This window comes from Rothia sp. 27098_8_161, assembly GCF_041432905.1.
Taxonomy (GTDB): Bacteria; Actinomycetota; Actinomycetes; order Actinomycetales; family Micrococcaceae; genus Rothia.
Map to the genome: position 1 here is coordinate 26,294 of NZ_JAPWAL010000011.1, position 17,495 is coordinate 43,788.

Annotated in this window: 12 protein-coding genes; 7 read left to right on the forward strand and 5 right to left on the reverse strand. The window is 58.4% G+C overall.

Annotated features, from left to right (window positions below):
- Positions 1 to 71 precede the first annotated feature (71 nt).
- The 3 genes from O3648_RS05270 to O3648_RS05280 form a co-directional block, all read right to left on the reverse strand.
- Entirely contained in the window at positions 72 to 1,877 is a 1,806-nt protein-coding gene (locus O3648_RS05270; RefSeq protein ID WP_279741209.1) for an alpha-glucosidase, read from the reverse strand.
- 151 nt (positions 1,878 to 2,028) lie between these two features.
- Positions 2,029 to 3,840: an alpha-glucosidase gene (locus O3648_RS05275; RefSeq protein WP_371568926.1), complete on the reverse strand. Its 1,812-nt coding sequence runs from the start codon at positions 3,838 to 3,840 to the stop codon at positions 2,029 to 2,031.
- A gap of 59 nt (positions 3,841 to 3,899) precedes the next feature.
- Positions 3,900 to 4,778 (reverse strand): endonuclease/exonuclease/phosphatase family protein, encoded by an 879-nt coding sequence (locus tag O3648_RS05280; protein WP_371568929.1) that lies wholly within the window; start codon positions 4,776 to 4,778, stop codon positions 3,900 to 3,902.
- Between the two features lie 436 nt (positions 4,779 to 5,214).
- On the opposite strand from O3648_RS05280, the gene O3648_RS05285 reads away from it, so the two are divergent.
- The 5 genes from O3648_RS05285 (at position 5,215) to O3648_RS05305 (ending at position 12,876) form a co-directional block, all read left to right on the forward strand.
- Positions 5,215 to 6,858, forward strand: coding sequence for an alpha-glucoside-specific PTS transporter subunit IIBC (locus O3648_RS05285; protein ID WP_279741205.1), 1,644 nt, complete (start codon positions 5,215 to 5,217; stop codon positions 6,856 to 6,858).
- A gap of 245 nt (positions 6,859 to 7,103) precedes the next feature.
- The gene (locus O3648_RS05290) at positions 7,104 to 7,922 is read left to right on the forward strand and encodes a MurR/RpiR family transcriptional regulator (RefSeq protein ID WP_279741203.1); all 819 of its coding nucleotides are present in this window, start codon (positions 7,104 to 7,106) and stop codon (positions 7,920 to 7,922) included.
- Positions 7,923 to 8,009: 87 nt separating this feature from the next.
- On the forward strand, positions 8,010 to 8,468 hold the full coding sequence (locus tag O3648_RS05295) for a cell shape determination protein CcmA (RefSeq protein WP_371568931.1): 459 nt from the start codon (positions 8,010 to 8,012) through the stop codon (positions 8,466 to 8,468).
- A 111-nt stretch (positions 8,469 to 8,579) separates the two neighbouring features.
- On the forward strand, positions 8,580 to 12,581 hold the full coding sequence (locus tag O3648_RS05300) for a DNA helicase (RefSeq protein WP_348539266.1): 4,002 nt from the start codon (positions 8,580 to 8,582) through the stop codon (positions 12,579 to 12,581).
- The gene (locus O3648_RS05305; RefSeq protein WP_279754895.1) at positions 12,574 to 12,876 is read left to right on the forward strand and encodes a hypothetical protein; all 303 of its coding nucleotides are present in this window, start codon (positions 12,574 to 12,576) and stop codon (positions 12,874 to 12,876) included. Before O3648_RS05300 ends, O3648_RS05305 begins: the two co-directional genes overlap by 8 nt.
- 90 nt (positions 12,877 to 12,966) lie before the next feature.
- On the opposite strand, the gene O3648_RS05310 is transcribed toward O3648_RS05305, so the two are convergent.
- The gene (locus O3648_RS05310; RefSeq protein ID WP_005505091.1) at positions 12,967 to 13,152 is read right to left on the reverse strand and encodes an FmdB family zinc ribbon protein; all 186 of its coding nucleotides are present in this window, start codon (positions 13,150 to 13,152) and stop codon (positions 12,967 to 12,969) included.
- 227 nt (positions 13,153 to 13,379) lie between these two features.
- Positions 13,380 to 14,054: a 5-formyltetrahydrofolate cyclo-ligase gene (locus O3648_RS05315; protein ID WP_371568934.1), complete on the reverse strand. Its 675-nt coding sequence runs from the start codon at positions 14,052 to 14,054 to the stop codon at positions 13,380 to 13,382.
- A gap of 351 nt (positions 14,055 to 14,405) precedes the next feature.
- Here O3648_RS05315 and galU point away from each other — a divergent pair, with 351 nt between their 5' ends.
- Both galU and O3648_RS05325 read left to right on the forward strand, forming a co-directional pair.
- Entirely contained in the window at positions 14,406 to 15,314 is a 909-nt protein-coding gene (gene galU, locus O3648_RS05320) for a UTP--glucose-1-phosphate uridylyltransferase GalU (protein ID WP_279741195.1), read from the forward strand.
- A gap of 302 nt (positions 15,315 to 15,616) precedes the next feature.
- Positions 15,617 to 17,212: a hypothetical protein gene (locus O3648_RS05325; protein ID WP_371568936.1), complete on the forward strand. Its 1,596-nt coding sequence runs from the start codon at positions 15,617 to 15,619 to the stop codon at positions 17,210 to 17,212.
- Positions 17,213 to 17,495 lie beyond the last annotated feature (283 nt).

Here is a 17,495-nt window from a genome sequence, read left to right on the forward strand (position 1 = left end):
CATAAGCCTCACCCTCCTTCTGCTGTCTAATACCTTATCGGCACGCGGTAGCACTCAACGAGCTACAGCGCTTATCGAACGATGTAGTACACCTTCGCCTCGTAGGGGCGCAGGGTCGAATCCGCGTCGTCCTTGTAGTTCGAGCTCACCAGCTCAACACGAGCACCAGCCTCAAGAGCCTCAGCAAGCACATCGAAGTCGCGCTCCTGCTCCTCGGCAGTGAAGTTCGAAACCACCAGCAAAGACTCGTTCGCGGGGCTGCCGTCCGCACCACCGGTACGGGTGTACGCGTACACAGCCTCGTCTTCGTTGTGCGGAACCTGAACCGAGTCCACCGGAGTGAAGGCCGCGTAAACCATCAGGTCCTTCAGCTTGCCGCGGCGCAGAGCCACCAGCTGCTGGTAGTGGTAGAAGATCGAATCCTCATCAGCCAGAACAGCCTCAGCGTTAATCGCCGGGTAGTTCGGGTTCACGGCAATCCACGGGGTCACACCCTCGGGGCTGAAACCACCGTTAGCGGATGCATCCCACTGAACCGGGGTGCGAGCATTGTCGCGGCCCTTAATGTAGATTGCCTGCATCGCCTCTTCGTGGCTCAGACGCTTGTGGTCAATGTGCATATCCTCGTAGAAGCGGATCGAGTCACCATCGCGGTAATCCTCAATCGAATCGAACTTCACGTTGGTCATGCCCAGCTCTTCACCCTGGTAAATGTACGGGGTGCCCTGCATGAAGTGCAGGGTGGTCGCCAACTGCTTAGCGGACAGGGTACGGAACTCATCCGAATCGTTACCGAAACGAGAGACAACGCGCGGCTGGTCGTGGTTGTTCCAGTACAGCGAACCCCAGGCGTTACCCGCCAAGGTGGTCTGCCAGTCGTTCAGGATGCGCTTGAGCTCGGTCAGCTTGTACGGCGCGTAGGACCACTTGCCGCCCAGATTGCCGTTCGGGTCGTTATCCACGCCCATGTGATCGAAGTGGAAGATCATGTTCAGCTCACCGGTGTGGTAGCCAGCCCACAGCTTAGCGTCCTCGGGGCTGGTTGCGCTGGTCTCGCCCACGGTCATCACATCGTAGCGGCTGAAGGTCTCACGGGTGAGCTCCTTCATCCACGGGTGTACCATGGTGCCGTTCGCAATGACGAACGGAATTGAGGAAGTGTGCTTCTCAAAGTCAGTGGAGGGGTCATCCGGGTAGCCCTCGGGCTTGGAGATGATGTTGATAGCGTCCAGGCGGAAGCCGTCAACGCCCTTGTCTAGCCACCAGCGGACCATGGAATACAGGTCCTCACGAACCTTCTCGTTCTCCCAGTTCAGATCGGGCTGTTCCTTGAAGAAGATGTGCAGGTAGAACTGGCCGGTCGCCTCGTCCCACTCCCACGCCGGGCCGCCGAACTCGGATGCCCAGTTGTTCGGAGGAATTGGGTTGCCGTCCTCGTCGAAGCCCTTCGGGTCCTTCCAAATGTAGTAGTCGCGGTAGGGGTTGTCCTTCGAGGAACGGGACTCCTTGAACCAGGGGTGCTCATCGGAGGTGTGGTTTGCGACCAGGTCCATCAGGATCTTGATACCGTGCTCGTGAGCGGTTTCGAGCATCTCGTCGAAGTCTTCCATGGTGCCAAAGTCACTCATGATCGCGAAGTAGTCAGAGATGTCGTAGCCGTTGTCCACGTTCGGCGAATCGAACACGGGGGAGAGCCAGATGACGTTGATGCCCAGCTTAGCCAGGTAGGGCAGCTTCTCGGTGATGCCCTTCAGATCACCGATACCGTCGCCGTTTGCGTCGTTGAAGGAGCGGGGGTACACCTGGTACACCACGGCTTCCTTCCACCACTGGCGGCCTTCGTAGGAGGGAACCTCGTATGCCTCGGAGTTGCTCATAATTGCCTTTCTATACCGGCTAACCAGCCAAAAAGAGAACAAGTTGTCTGTGAAAAATAAAAGACGGTGAAAAATAAAAGATAGAAACCCACGCCGGTGTGGGAAACCCCAAACTATGGGGGTTTCCCGCACCCAAATGCAAGAGCCTTACTTACGCATTACCGAAAAGGTAAACCTTCACCTCGTAGGGACGCAACAGGGTACCCTCGTCGGTGAACTCGCGGTTCTCGTCGCGGTAGTTCGAGCTGATCAGCTTCGGGCTGTTCTCAGTTGCTTTCAGCTCAGCAGGGGAGAGAGCCTGCGAGTTTGTCAGCACCACTGAGTCCAGGTTGCCGCCCGCATAGTTCAGCTGAACGGTGTCATCGGTAAAGTTAGCGACAACCAGCAGGGTGCGCTCGCCGGTTGCTTCGGCGTCCTCGTCGGAGTTCACGCGCAGGTAGGCGTAGACCTGCTCGTCTTCTTCATCCAACAGGCGGTACTCACCGGTCAGGACAATCGGGTGCTCGCGGCGCAAGCTAATCAGGTCGCGGTAGTGGTAGAACACGGAATCCGGGTTAGCGAGCTCTGCCTCTGCGTTGATTTCGGTGTAGCGCAGGTTCAGTTTCAGCCACGGGGTGCCGGAGGTGAATCCTGCGTTCTCGCCGGCGGTCCACTGCATGGGGGTGCGTGCGTTATCGCGACCGGAGGCGCTGATGTAGCGCAGCATATCCTCCGCGGAGACGCGGCCCGACTCTTCAACGTACTTGCGCCAGGAGTCGTGAATCTCCAGGTCGTTGTAGTCCTTCACATCGTCAAAGAAGACGTTGGTCATACCCAGTTCTTCACCCTGGTAGATGTAGGGGGTGCCCTGCATCAGATGCAGTACGGTGCCCAGCATCTTGGCGCTGACGGTGCGGTACTCAGGGGAGTCGTTACCGAAGCGGGAGACGGTGCGCGGCTGGTCGTGGTTGTTCCAGTACAGGGAGTTCCAGCCGCGGCCGTGCAGACCCTCCTGCCAGTGGGTGAGGACCTTCTTGAGGTCAACCAGGTTGAAGCGGCGGTCGGACCACTTGCCGGTCACGCCACCTTCGGAGGCGTCTACGTCCATGTGCTCGAATTGGAACACCATCTGCAGCTCATTGCGGTCGAAACCGGTGTAGAGCGCGGCGTCGTCCACGGTCACGCAGGGGGTTTCCCCCACGGTCATGACCGGGTACTTGCTCAAGACCTCGCGGTTCATCTCCTGCAGGAATTCGTGCACGCGCGGGCCGTTAGCTGCGACAGCCAGGGAGTTGTCGAGGCCGCCAGCGAGGACCGCAGGGTCCTCGGGGAAGGAGAGGTCCTTAGAAATCAGGTTGATGACGTCCATGCGGAAGCCGTCCACACCCTTGTCCAGCCAGAAGCGCATGATGTCGTAGACCTCTTCGCGGACCTTCGGGTTCTCCCAGTTCAGGTCGGGCTGCTTGATGGAGAAGTAGTGCAGGTAGAACTGGCCGGTCGCCTCGTCCCATTCCCACACGGAGGGGCTGAAGCAGGAAATCCAGTTGTTCGGCGGAATCGGGTTGCCGTCCTCATCGAAGCCCTTGGGATCGCGCCAGATGTAGTAGTCGCGGTAGGGGTTGTCCTTGGAGGAGCGTGCCTGCTTGAACCATTCGTGTTCGTCGGAGGTGTGGTTGACAACCAGGTCCATCATGAGCTTAATGCCGTGCTTGTGCGCGGTTTCGAGTAGCTCATCGAAGTCTTCCATGGTGCCGAACTCAGTCATGATGGCGCGGTAGTCGGAGATGTCGTAGCCGTTGTCATCATTCGGCGAGGCGTAGATGGGGGAGAGCCACAGCACCTGAATACCCAGCTTGGCGAGGTACGGAATCTTCTCGGTAATGCCGGGCAGATCGCCGATGCCGTCGCCATTGGAATCGTTGAAGGAGCGGGGGTAGATCTGGTAGACCACCGGTTCCTGCCACCACTGGGTTTGGGTCGTCATGATTGTTCCTTCCCTTGGTATGGTTGCGTGGGGCCGCTCTGTGGGCGGCTAAAGTCTGATTAGCGCTGGTTGGTGAGAGGCGTAAGGAGGCTCTGCGGTGCCCAGCTGGAGGGGTCAATGTCCAGGAGCAGACCGCTGTGATCGGAGATCGCTTTGGGGGAGTTGTCGCGGAAGACTACCGCGTGAGAGTTGACCGTGAGCAGTCGGTCGGCGAAAACGAAGTCGATGCGCTTGGCGTCAGTGTTACCTTCCCAACCGGCGATTTCGCGGTGGACGGTATTCTCACCGTCCGTGTGCTCAGCCAGCATGCGGGTGTCAATCATGCCGCTGGAAGTCACATATGCGTAGCCTTCATCGCTCAGATGCGCGGCAGAGTTAAAGTCGCCGCCGAGTAGCACGGGTGCGGTGAGGGCGCATTCTGCGAGTGCCTGCGAGAGACGGGTGTATTCCTGCGCGAAGAGGGGTTCGCCGTCGAAGTCCCACCAGGACATGTGGGTGGTGGCACACCAGAAGGTGCCCGTCTCAGTTTCGATGAGCGCAGCTAGGGCTGCACGGCGCTGTACCTGGTGGTAACCGTAGTCGGGGGACATCTCGATGGGCTTGATGCCGCGAATCGGCAGGCGCGAGAGGATTGCGACGCATTCGTCGTAGAGGTCCCAACCGATGTGGGTTTCGGTGAGGGTCCACTCATAGCTTGCACCCATTTCGTTGAGTGCCTGTACGAGTAGCAGGGCGTAGTTATCTTCGCGGACCGGCACGCCTGCGCCGCCGCGGTAGTTCAGGGGCTCCTTCACAACGGGGGTGGAGGTGAGCTGGTTGACTTCCTGCAGCGCAATGACATCCACCTGCTGTTCAATGATGAACTTTGCAAGGATGCGGATTTTCAAAATCTGGTGGATTTCGCACCAGCTATGGGTGTTGAGGGTGAGGAAGCGCATATAACTAAGTCCGGGGTAGTGTATGAGAAAGAAGTTTGAGGGACGCACCCCGTTGTTGAAGGTTGGGAGCACAGCGGGGGCTCTGGACCTATGGGTGCACTGTTTATGCTATCGATTCTGTGCGCTGGGTAATAGGGAAAAAGTCTCATCTGCAGCAAGTATTTTTAACCAGTGCCGGGAGATGTTTCAGGTTCTGAAAAACTCTTTCAAAACTTCATAAATTGGTATCTCTGACTACGTAAAAGCTGGCATTATTGTTTCTGTCTAAAAACACATTCGGCATTTAGCGCACGCAGGTCATGTGGCGCCGATTTCATACACTTCCAATTAATTAGAGGTATAAAGATACGGCGCTCGAATGCATGAACAGCAGGTTGGCAATGAACGCCAACCCCTGCGTCCGCGCACTCGACAACCCGAAAGGGCGTATAGCCTCATGATGGAAAAAGTACAGAGGTTCGGCTCTGCCATGCTGGCACCCGTTCTTCTCTTCGCATTCGCTGGCCTCGCGGTCGGTATTGCGATCATTGCACAGAACGGCGACCTAATCCCCCTCGCCGCTGACAAGAACAGCCCCTGGAACCACTTCTGGTCTGTTTGGGAGTCTGGCGCATGGACCGTCTTCAACCAGATGGAACTGCTCTTCGTGATCGGTCTGCCCATTGCACTGGCAAAGACCGCTAACGCACGTGCAGTGATGGAAGCTGCCATGGTCTACCTGACCTTCAACTACTTCGTTGGCACCATGCTCAAGGTATGGGGTAAGGGCGAAGGCGGCACCGGTTTCTTCGACCTGGACTACACCACCGACATTTCTGAGAGCGCGGCAGGTACCGGTCTGAAGATGATTGCCGGTATCAAGACCATGGACACCGGTATCTTCGGTGCCATCATCATCTCCGCAATCGTGGTGTGGGTACACAACCGCTGGTTCGACAAGAAGTTGCCGGACTTCCTCGGTATCTTCCAGGGCTCGCAGTACGTTTACGGCGTCTGCTTCTTCCTGATGATGCCCGTGGCATTCCTGTTCTCCTGGCTGTGGCCCTACGCTCAGCACGGCATCTCCTCCCTGCAGGGCTTCTTCATCGCATCCGGCGCAATCGGTGTGTGGGTTTACACCTTCCTGGAGCGCTTCCTGATTCCTACCGGTCTGCACCACTTCATCTACTCCCCGTTCGTCTTCGGTAACGTTGTTACCCCGAACGGTATCGCTAAGGACTGGCCGAGCCACCTGAGCGAGTTCGCTAAGAGCGACAAGCCCCTGAAGGAACTGTTCCCCGGCGGCGGCTTTGCACTGCACGGTAACTCCAAGGTCTTCGCACCCATCGGTATCGCCGCAGCGTTCTACACCACTGCTCGCCCGGAGAAGCGCAAGGAAGTTCTTGCTCTGCTGATCCCCGTCAGCCTCACTGCAATCCTGATCGGTATTACCGAGCCCCTCGAGTTCACCTTCCTGTTCCTGGCACCCCCGCTGTTCCTGGTCCACGCAATCCTGGCAGCAACCATGGCAGCAATCATGTACCAGCTGGGTCTGGTTGGTTACATGGGTGGCGGTCTGCTGGACTTCCTATTCCAGAACTGGATCCCGCTGTGGGCAAACCACTCCGGCACCTACCTCATGCAGATCGGTGTGGGCCTGTGCTTCACCGTCCTGTACTTCGTGATCTTCCGCTTCATGATTCTGAAGTTCGACTTCAAGACCCCCGGTCGTGAAGAAGACGGCGGCGAGACCAAGCTCTACAGCAAGGCAGAGTACAAGGCTGCTAAGGCTGCTGAGAAGGACGGCGGCGCAGCAGCTCCCGCAGCTGACGGTGACCTCTACGCACCTCGCGCAGCAGGCTTCCTCGAACTGCTCGGTGGCGCAGAGAACATCACCACCGTGAACAACTGCGCAACCCGCCTGCGCGTCTCCGTTGCTGATGAGTCTCTCGTCAGCACTTCGGACGCAGACTTCAAGAATGCAGGCGCTCTGGGTCTGGTCCGCAAGGGTAAGGCATTCCAGGTTATCGTCGGCATGGACGTTCCCCAGGTTCGCGAGCGTTTCGAGACCATGGTGAACGAAGCTAAGACCCTCTCCTAAGAGGATTCAGCTTTCAGCCGCCTGACGGCATGACGCCTCATAAGGTATAGACTTCGCCGGCGGTATCGGATAACACCGATACCGCCGGCGAAGCTGTACCCGGATACATACCCGACGTATACCCAGCTCAAATCTGTAGACACACTCACCCTAAGTGAGAGATGACTATCCTCACCCACCCTGGCCGATAACCCTAGAGCGTGTACTATTTATATATTGCTCACCATCGGATTCAGGAGCTTTGAGTGGATTTACAAGACGTCGTGAATGCGAACCAGCACCGATTCAGTGAAACTGAGCGGGAAATTTTGGCATTCATGCTGGAAAATGAAGAGTTCGTTGCAGAGTCAACGATCAACTCCCTGGCGCATAAAACTTATACTTCGACCAGCTCAATTATCCGTTTGACGAAGAAACTGAACTTCTCCGGATTTGCTGAGCTGAAGTACTTCATTAAGTCATCTCTGAACCGCAGCGAACCCTTCAATCCACGGTTCATTGAGAGCGGCCGCGAAGACATTCAGCGGACCTACGACTACCTCGAGCATATGGAGCTGAGCGGACTGCTTAAGCGCATTCATGAGGCTCGCACAGTGTACTGCTTCGGTACCGGCTACGCTCAGCGTAACGCCGTGCAGGAATTTGCCAAGTCCATGCAGGTTTGCGGTAAGTTCTGCCACGTCATTCCGGCACGTAATGAGTTCGAAAGTGCCATGAACAATATGACCCAGGACGACGTGGTCATCATTGTGTCCTTCTCCGGCCAGACCGAGAACATGCGTGAACACATTAAGATGCTGGCGCTACGCCGCATCCCAATGATTGCGGTGACCGCCATTGGCGTGAACTACATGTCCTCGCACGCCGAGTACTCTCTGCACTACCAGACCACTCCCACCCATATCAGCACCCACCGCAAGCCCTACTATTCGTTCGTGGCGCTGTCGGTGCTGCTGGACTACATCGTGCGCCGCTACATTGAATTCGTTGAACACGAGCGCCGTGAAACCCTGCAGGACCAGGTGGACGACGCTCTCAACAGCGGGGGCGAAATCGACGCCTGACAAGGCGTGACTGTGCCCGTCTGCTCCTTTACTCACTCCTCCTGAATCCGACCGAATCCGCCTGAGACCATCTGAAAGAGACACCCTGTGACCGCAATTTTCGCGCTCATCGATAACACCGAGAAGATGCGTAAGTACCTGTTCTGGTACCTCATGATCATCCCCGCACTGCTGTTGCTGTGGATTGTGCTGGGCGCAGCGAACTCCCAGATGGACTTCCAAGCAGCCCTGAAGATTCCCTTCTTCACCGTGGCGTTTCTGAATGCCTGCCTCAGCCTGCTGCTGGGTGGCACCCTCAATCTCGCAGGTGCAGAGAACGAACGTACCGAACGGGCCTACGCCCTGTACCTGACCGTACTGCTGGTCATTATTGGTAACCTGCCCGGCGCAATCCTGAGCTTCTTCCTCTTCCGCTCCCTGCGTTTCGGCAACCTGGAAAGCGAACTGGCGCCCAAGTACCGTTGGGTGCTTCTGCCTGCCCTGTTCTTCTACGTATTGGTGACCGTAGTGCTGTTCGCCGTCAATATCGCAATGTGGTCGAAGTAAGCGCACAGGCACAGTAAGCACAAAAGTGCAGTAACCATACAGGCACACACTGACACTCGCCCTTTTGAGGCACACCGGGCAGAGGACCCCGGAAGAACTACAATCTTCGGTGTGTACGCGCAAACGTACACCGTACTGATCCACAAGGACACTCGCACCGTGAACCAGATTCCAGAGCCTACCGACGCGCACCACGCACCCGGCACTCCGGCTGATACTGCTCAGCCCGCCGTAGCCGCCGCGACCTCAGCAGAGGAAACCCACGAAGTAGCCGACGAAATCAACATCGCCGAGCTGCCCGCACACCTGAACCCCGCCCACGAGGACTTTGACCCCTCGGCGGGGCTTGAGCGCTGGACAGAACAGATGGACATTTACACCGGTCCCGACGCGATGCTCGACTTCAACCAGGTCGACTACGTGCACATCGACCTGTCCGAGGCGAACCCCTCCGGTTTGGCTCAGCTACTCGCTGGACGTAAGACTCGCCTCTCCACGATTCTGCGCGAAAAGTCGCAGCTGGAGGCAGGCATGCGCTCCGCACGCACCCTGCGCACCAAAATCTACGAGCTTGCCACCGACCACGGCCTGGACTCCGGCTACTTCGTGGCGGGTACCGCCTCGTGGCTTTCGCACGACACCCGCGAGAATACCGCCGCCTACGAGAAGCGCTTCATCGCACCGATTCTTATGGCACCGCTGAGCATCACTCCGCACCCGAAGGACGATGACTTTGAGCTGCGCCTCGCCGGTTCCGCACGCCTGAACCCCGCGATGGTCCGACAGATCAAGCAGGAATACGGTATCGATCTGGGCACCATGGATGTGGCGCAGCTGGCGAACTCCATGTCCCGTCTGGACCCTGAGCCGGTCATCGAACGTATGCGCGCCTCTGCAGGCCGTATTCCGGGCATGACCATCGAGTCGAAGTACTTTATCTCAACCTTTGCTGACCTGAAGGAAAGCCTGGGCGAGCTGCCGCATACCGCCATCACCCCGCTGGTTCGTGACCTGGCGGCGCTGAAGGTGCCCGGCGTGAAGCCCCGCGAGCTCAACGCCCACAACCTGCAACCACCCCTGGATCAGCGTGACCCTGCAGAGGAAATGCTCCTGCTGGATGCGGACGCAAACGCTCAGGAAATTGTTGACACAGCGGTCAGTGGATTCTCCTTCACTATCACTGCGGCGCCCGGCACCGAGCCGCTACGTACTGCTGTGAATATTGCTTCTGCCCTGATGGGGCGCGGCAAGTCAGTGCTGGTGGTGGGCGAGAAGCGCTCCACTCTTGCCGATTTTTCGGCGCTGCTCAAGCGCACCGGCATTGAGAACCTGCGATACGATCTGCTTGCCGAGCATAATGCTGAGGCTCAGCGCGCCGAGTTCATCCGCGCAATCGTGCGTAATGAGGGCGCCGAAGAACCGAACTCCGAGGACCTGAACGAAGAGCTCATGGCAACCCGTGCCGCGCTGCTTGACCATACTCGTGCCCTGCTGAACAAGGACTCGAACTGGCAGATTTCTGTCTACTCGGCGCTGCAGCGTCTGGCTGAGCTGACCGCCTCCGAGGACGGCCCGGCAACCCGCGTGCGTTTTGACCGCCCTATGCTTGATTCGCTCATGGAGCGTGAGCAGGTGCGTGCCGAGCTGGTGCGTCTGGGCGAGATTGATGGTTTTGCGGCAGCTTCGCGTACCTCCCCGTGGTACCGTGCCCGCCTGGTCAATGACGAGGAAGCTGCCGAGGCATACGCCCTGGTCATTACCCTCAAGTCGTCCTTGCTCAACCTGCGTGAGACGATGAACCACACCAGCGCCATGCTGGGTTTGCGCCCGGGTCGTACCATCGCTGAGTGGGAGTCGCAGCTGGCGATTCTGATGCGCATCCGTGAGACGCTCAAGCGTTTCCGTGCGGATGTCTACGACCGCCCTGTGACCGACCTAATCGCGGCGACTGCCTCCGGTTCGTGGCGCCGTGAGAACGGCATCGAGATGAGCAGTATGCAACGTTCCCGCCTGCGCCGCGCGGCGAAGGAGTACATCCTGCCCGGAGTGAATATCGGTGAGCTGCACGAGCAGCTGAAGGTGGTTCAGTCGGAGCGTGCCGAGTGGATTCGCCACATTGAGGCGCCCCGCACCCCGCAGATTCCGGAGAACCTGGATCAGCTGGCTGACGCCCTGAACTCCCTGGTTTCTGAGCTGGCGGGCCTGGGCATTGTCCTGGCTGACACCATTGAAGGCACCGACTTTGTGCGCACCAACCTTGACACACTGGATGCGCGTCTGGACGCCCTCATGGCGGACCGCGTGCTGCTGATGACCCTGCCGGAGCGTGACGCCCTGACCCAGAAGCTGCGTGAGCGCGGTCTGTCGGAACTGCTCGATGACCTGTACGCGCGTCAGGTTCCGACCGAGGTTGTTTCCGCTGAGCTGGAGCTTGCCTGGTGGCAGTCTGCCTTGGAATTCTTGCTACAGCATCACGAAGGTAAACTGCTGGACGGTGACCGTCTGCGCGATGCAGAGTCACGTTTCCGCCGTGCCGATTACGCCCACATGACTAGCGCTCCGGCCCGTTTGCTGGCGAAGGTTGCTCGCGTGTGGACTGAGCGTATTGAGTCTGAGCATGACCAGGCGGCGTACCTGAAGAGTCAGCTGCGTGGCTACGAGTTCATGCTCGAAGAGTTGCTGACTCACGCCCCGGTCATGGTGCGTACCCTGTTTCCGCTGTGGACTGCGAGCCCTTTCGCCCTGGCGCGTAAGGTTCCCTCCTCCATGCGTTTTGATACGGTGCTGCTGCTGGACTCCGAGTCAACCCCGCTGGCGGCGAACCTGCCGGCGATTACCCGCGCCGACCAGGTGATCGCCCTGGGCGACCCGCATTCGGGTTACCCCTCGCCGTTCATCGTGTCTGCGCCGACTTTCGGTGCACCTGAGCCGACCGATGAGCAGCTGGACAGCACCTTCGACGTGCTCGCTACCGTGCTGCCCAACCGTACCCTGGCGATGCTGCACCGCAGCATGGACTCGGTGATTCTCGACTACCTGAACCGTGAGTTCTACGGTTCGCAGCTGCATGCGGCTCCTGTGAGCCGCGCCTCCGCCCAGCCTGCCGGTTCGCTGACCGTTGAGTGCATTGATACTCGCGGTAAGGTCAGCGATAATGCGAACCTGGATTCGCCCGGTGTTGAGGTGGAGCGCGTCACGAACCTGGTGCTGGAGCACGCGTACCGCGCCCCGGACCGTTCGCTGGCGGTTGTGACCGCTAGCCCGAAGCACGCTCAGCGTGTGGCTGAGTCGGTGCGTCACGCCCTGAGCCTGTACCCGCAGCTGGCACCGTTCTTTGCCGCCGGCGAGGAGTCTTTCCGTGTGGTCGACCTGACCCGCGCTGAGACCCTTGAACGCGATACCGTGATTTTCTCCCTGGGTGTAGGCCGTGCCCGCCTGGGCCAGGCGTCGTACGATTTGGGTCAACTGTCTGCCGAGCACGGTCGCCAGGGCTTTGTGGTTGCGTTGACTCGCGCACGCCGTGCCCTGCGCATCGTTTCGTGCATTGACCCGTCGGAGCTGGACCCGCAGAAGCTACATCATGGTGCGGTGGACTTCTACCATCTGCTGCGTGAGCATGCGGAACGTCAGGCGCGTGAAGAAGTGGAGGCGAAGGCACAGCGCGTACCGGAGAGCCTGCCGCGTAACGCATTCTTGGCAGCTGACGATGTGGACACCCCGGATTTGGGCGACTGGCTGCTGAACGATTTGGTTGCGCGTCTGCAGGATTGCGGTGTGCGTGTGAGCCGCGGTGAGGGCGATATCGCTCTGATTGCGCACGCCCCGGAGAAGCTGGCGGCTGAGCCGGTGCCTGCGTTGGGCGTGGCTCCCGTGGTCTCGTCGAACCCGAGCGTCCCGGCGGCTATGCCGCTGGTGGCGTGCTCTGATGGCGAGCAGAATTATGCGCGGGCTTCGGTGCGTGAGCGGACCCGTCTGCTGCCGGAGCGTCTGAGCCGCACGGGCTGGAACTACATTACGCTGGGCACCCTGGAGGTGTTCGCTGATCCGGATGCTGTGGTGGCGCGTGTGCTGCACTACCTGGATATGGATGAGGGCGCTGAGGTCCGTGGCTAGTTATTCGTCGACGCCGAAGCCTCGCCGCGGCCACCGCCGTGTGAGCGGCGGCGGCTCGGTGAGTGGGGCTGAGCCTCTGCTGGTGGGTGTAACGACGCCTCCGGCGGTGGCTTCGGGTACCTCGTCTGTTGCGGGGACTTCCGTGAAGAAAGCTGATGCTCAGAACCTGACCTCTCAGAAGGCGGGTTCACAGAAAGCGGCTACCTCCGCGCAGCCGCTGCCACCGGAGGAGCGTGAGCGTCTGGAGTGGATGCGTCAGCAGTGTCCTCCGCACTGGGGTAACAATATCGTGTAGCGCATCCGAGCCGGGAGTGCTTCTTGAACGCCGAGGGGCGGGGCAACTTGTGTTGCCCCGCCCCTCTTATGGCTGGTGCGGAACTTCCGCTTAGGAGTTGCCCTTATCGGTGCTGTAGAAGCCGGAACCCTTGAAAGTCACGCCGACGGTGTTATAGCGCTTGCGCAGGGTTTCTTCGCCGCACTGCGGGCAGACGCGCAGTGCATCGTCGCTAAAGGACTGGCGCTGTTCAAAGACGTGATTGCAATTCTTGCACTGGTAAACGTAGACCGGCATATTGTCCTTCTGTATCGATTTTTTAGCTGAGCGGGTTTAATAACAGTGGTTTGAGTGTACCGCTTTTGAAATGCTCTGGGCTATTTGCGGTTTCTTCTCAAAAGCTATTGCTGGTTTCTTTTTGCCTTTTTCTTGAGCGACTTTGTTGGAGTGTTCCTGCATATCTTTGAGCTTTTGCATGAAGATTTGGGGTGTCAAGCAGGAGGTGGGCGGTGCTGGTCAACCGGCTACACTGATGACTGCTGAGAGGCATGGAAAATGCCTTCTTCGGTGAGGATGACTGGCAGAATAGCGTCCCACTGGTCGTAGGGAATAGCTTTATAAATTTCATCGGCAAAGACCACACCGATGGTCTGCTCATTCAGCTGCTGTGCGCTGAGCAGGGGGATAATGCGGTCGTAGTAGCCGCCTCCCTGACCGAGGCGGTGCCCGCCAGCATCAAAGGCGAGAGCGGGGATGAGGCGCACATCGGCGTTCACGAAGGCTTGCTCGTCCTGTTCTTCGCCCTCGGGTTCGGGGATTCCCATGGGACTGAGCGGATGCTCAGCGGCGGGGTCCCAGCGCACCCAGGCGAGCTTGCGGCCGGGACGCACGACGGGTACAAGGATGCGGTGTCCCTGCTGATGGAGAGCGTTTAGTGACTGAACGATGGGCGGTTCAGATTTGGTGGGCAGGTATGCCGCGATGGTGCCGGGGGAGTGGAGGCGCTGCGCGACCGCCTCAAGAATGTGGCGGGTGAAAAGGTCAGCCATCTGCTGCTGGTCATGTTCGCCGCGGCGGCTGCGTGCGGTGAGGCGGTGCGGGCGAATCTGGGAACGGAGAATGTCTTTATCCAGGGAGATATCTTCTGCGCTGGCACCGGTGTCGGAGTTGCTGATTGCGGCTGCGGTATTGAGAGGCATGGTGTGTCCCATCGTCTTGCGGGTGAGGTCTTAATATAGGGGCGGGGGAGAGTGGCTCTATGGGTTAGGTTGGCTGGTTTGAATCGTGGTGCCTCTGCGCTGAGGGGCGTTTAAGGTGGGGCGAAAACATCTATGCGGGCGGCAAAAAGTAACCTACTCTGCTGGGCTGTAGAATCTACTTTTTAGTATAGGGATTACAGAAAATAGCATTGGGTTCTGAAGAACGTATTTTCTCTACATCCCGAAGAACGTAGCTTCACTGATATGTAGTTAGTCACGTTGAAGATTTTTTCATGTCATAGTGTCGATAAATCAGCTTAAGTACTTTATAACTTAGGGTATTCTTGTGGCATGGCTACTGAAATTAAGTCTGTTACTAAGGCAGTTATTCCTGCTGCTGGTCTGGGCACCCGATTCCTGCCCGCCACGAAGGCAACCCCGAAGGAAATGCTCCCCGTCGTCGATCGCCCCGCGATTCAGTACGTGGTGGAGGAAGCAATCCGTGCCGGTCTGAACGACGTTCTGATGATTACCGGCCGTAACAAGCGCGCTCTTGAGGATCACTTTGACCGTGTTCCCGTTCTGGAGCAGCAGCTTGCTGAGCAGGGTAAGGACGCCCTGCTCGCATCCGTGGTAGCTACCAATGAGATGGGCGGTGACCTGCACTACGTGCGTCAGGGTGACCCCAAGGGTCTGGGCCACGCTGTTCTGCGCGCAAAGCGCCACGTCGGCGATGAGGCATTCGCTGTTCTGCTCGGCGATGACCTGATTGACGAGAAGGAAGACCTGCTCGCTCGCATGGTGGAGGTCCAGGAGCGTACCGGCGGTTCCGTCGTTGCTCTGATGGAGGTTCCCCGTGAGGCTATTTCTGCTTACGGTGCAGCTGCTATTGAGGCTGTTGAGGGTGAGGACGATTTTGTAAAGATTACCGGTCTGGTTGAGAAGCCTGCTGCTGATGAGGCTCCCTCGAACTACGCTGTGATTGGTCGTTACGTTCTGAGCTCGAAGGTCTTCGAGGTTCTGGAGAACACTGCTCCGGGTCGCGGCGGCGAGATTCAGCTGACCGACGCTCTGCAGACCCTGGCTCAGGGGGAGGGCGAAGGCGAAGGCGTCTACGGCGTGGTCTTCTCCGGCCGCCGTTTCGACACCGGTGACAAGCTGTCCTACCTGAAGGCAAACGTTATTCTTGCTGCTGAGCGCCCCGAGTTCGGTGAGGACCTGCGCGCATGGCTGAAGGACTTTGTCGCAGAGAACTGCTAAGCACTCTGCATCCGCTCTCTAGCGAGGGCAACCGATAAATACCAACCACGCTGAGGAAGGTGTTCTCTCTTGTGGGCGTTAGCCCAAGAAGGGGGCGCCTTCCTTTGTGTCGTACGTGGGATATTGTTGAGTGAGGGGTCAATGAGAGTACTGCTGCGAACATGTATTGCATCTTCGGATGCATATTCCTTCTAGGGTATATGCGCATATTTAGACCGATTCTTGCCCCTTATGGAAAGCATCGAGAATATAAGGGTATGATTAAAGTCTAGGGATAAAGGGACTATAGAGGGCGACCTGATATGACGCTGTTGAACACTTCTGGTGTGTTGGTAATTCTGACCGTGATTTTGCTGCTGTGGGTTGTACCCAGGAGTCTCCATCGAGCGCCCGCAGGTTCCGTCATGGAGCCTGAGCGTCCCTTGATTAGCGCCGAGCGTACCGCTGAGGACATTCTTGCCTCTGCAGGTGTGCTGCTGAATGAGTCGGATGCGTACCAGTCTTCCGATTATGCGGTGGCGCCGGGTACCTCTCTGCCCTCTTCTGCTCTTTCGCAGGCTTCTTCCTCTCACGCTGTCGATGACTCCGCTCAGCCTGCTCTGGATACGGCTTCTATTTCGCAGATTCGCGAATCTTCTCCCACTGCGCCCTATACCGATGGAATCCCTGTAGTGGAGGAGGTAAAGCCCTCCGCCCTGTCTTACTTTGACACCTCAAGCCCGAGTGGTATTGGCCTGCTGGTTGCTGTTGCATTGGCTGGTTTGGGCCTTCTGAGTGGCGTTCTTGCTCTCTTTGGTGTTGCGGCGTGGGGTTGGGCTGTTCTCTTCCTGATTCTTGCCGGTGGCGTGTGGGCTGTGAGCCGCTTCGGTCTGCTGGAGTCTGCGAGTCATCAGATTAAGGCTCGTCGTGCTGCTCGTCTTGCTGCGGCATCTGAGGAGGAGCCCGGTGAAGAGGATGCCGAAGATTCTGATGAGGACGAAGTGCCTGCCGGTAGTGCCGACGAGTCTGCGGAGGCGCCGGTTCAGGACCCGATCGAAGAAGAGAAAACCCCCGCTTGCTCCGCTACCCGCAAGCCCGTACACGGCATGAACCGCGAGGCAGCACGCCCGAGCCGCGCACATGCTGCAGTGGAGGCATCTGAGGGTGCACCCGAGGTGGCTGCTCGCGAGGAGGCGCCCGCGCCTTCTCAGGCTGTTCGTCCTGTTCGCCCGGCACCCGCTCGTTTTGCCGCAACTAGCTCTGCCGAGTCGCCTGCGGCTCATAGCCCTGAGCATCGCCAGCAGCGTCCGAGCCGCTTCCAGCCGATTCGCCGCGGTAGCGTGCTCTTCGACCAGGAGAGTGGCTCGGCTACTTCCTCCGCGGCTGCGCCTCGTACCGCGGGGCAACCTCAGGTTGTACAGGCGTATGTTGGGCAGGCTCAGGCGGTACAGACTCCTATTTCACAGCATCAGCCCGTTCAGAAGGCTCCGGCACCTGTCGCCCAGCCGGTAGCGCCTCAGCCTGCTCAGGTTCAGCAGGATTCCGCTCAGGCACCTGCACAGTCGATGGCAGCTGCCGTACAGCAGCCGGCAATTCATCCTGATCAGCCGGTGGCTCGCCAGGCTCTGCGCGACGGTTCACCCGTCCGCCAGGTAGCTGCGGCTCCTGCCGCTCAGCCGATTCCTGAAGAGATTCCTCTGCCGGATGTCCTGGATGATTCCGAGTTCGATACGCTGGATATCGCCTCGCTGAACGACCCGGCTCTCTCGACCGGTGCTACCTCGACCGTTGGTGTTCGTTCGACGAGCCGTCACCCCGGTGCTGGCTCCTCCTTTGAGGCTGTGAGCAACACCTGGAACCCGGTTCAGTTGCCCAAGCCGCTGAGCGCCCTGCACCGCCAGGATCAGGATAAGAAGTAAGCTCTGCGGTCACTACATGTAAAACCCCCGACATGTCGTACTGTCGGGGGTTTCGCGTCCCTGGGTAATAGGGACGGTTAAAAAGAAAAAGGAACCCCGTCTATGGGGTTCCTTTTCTAGCATCACACACAGGAAGAAAGCCTTCTAGACCGACTAGGAAGGCCTTCCCACAAGACCTGCCCTATTCGGTAATAAAAATATATCCTAATTCCTGCACCTGGTACAAGCTGAAAATAGTGACACCCTGTCAATAAACTAAGGTTTACCTAAGTAAAATCCTTGT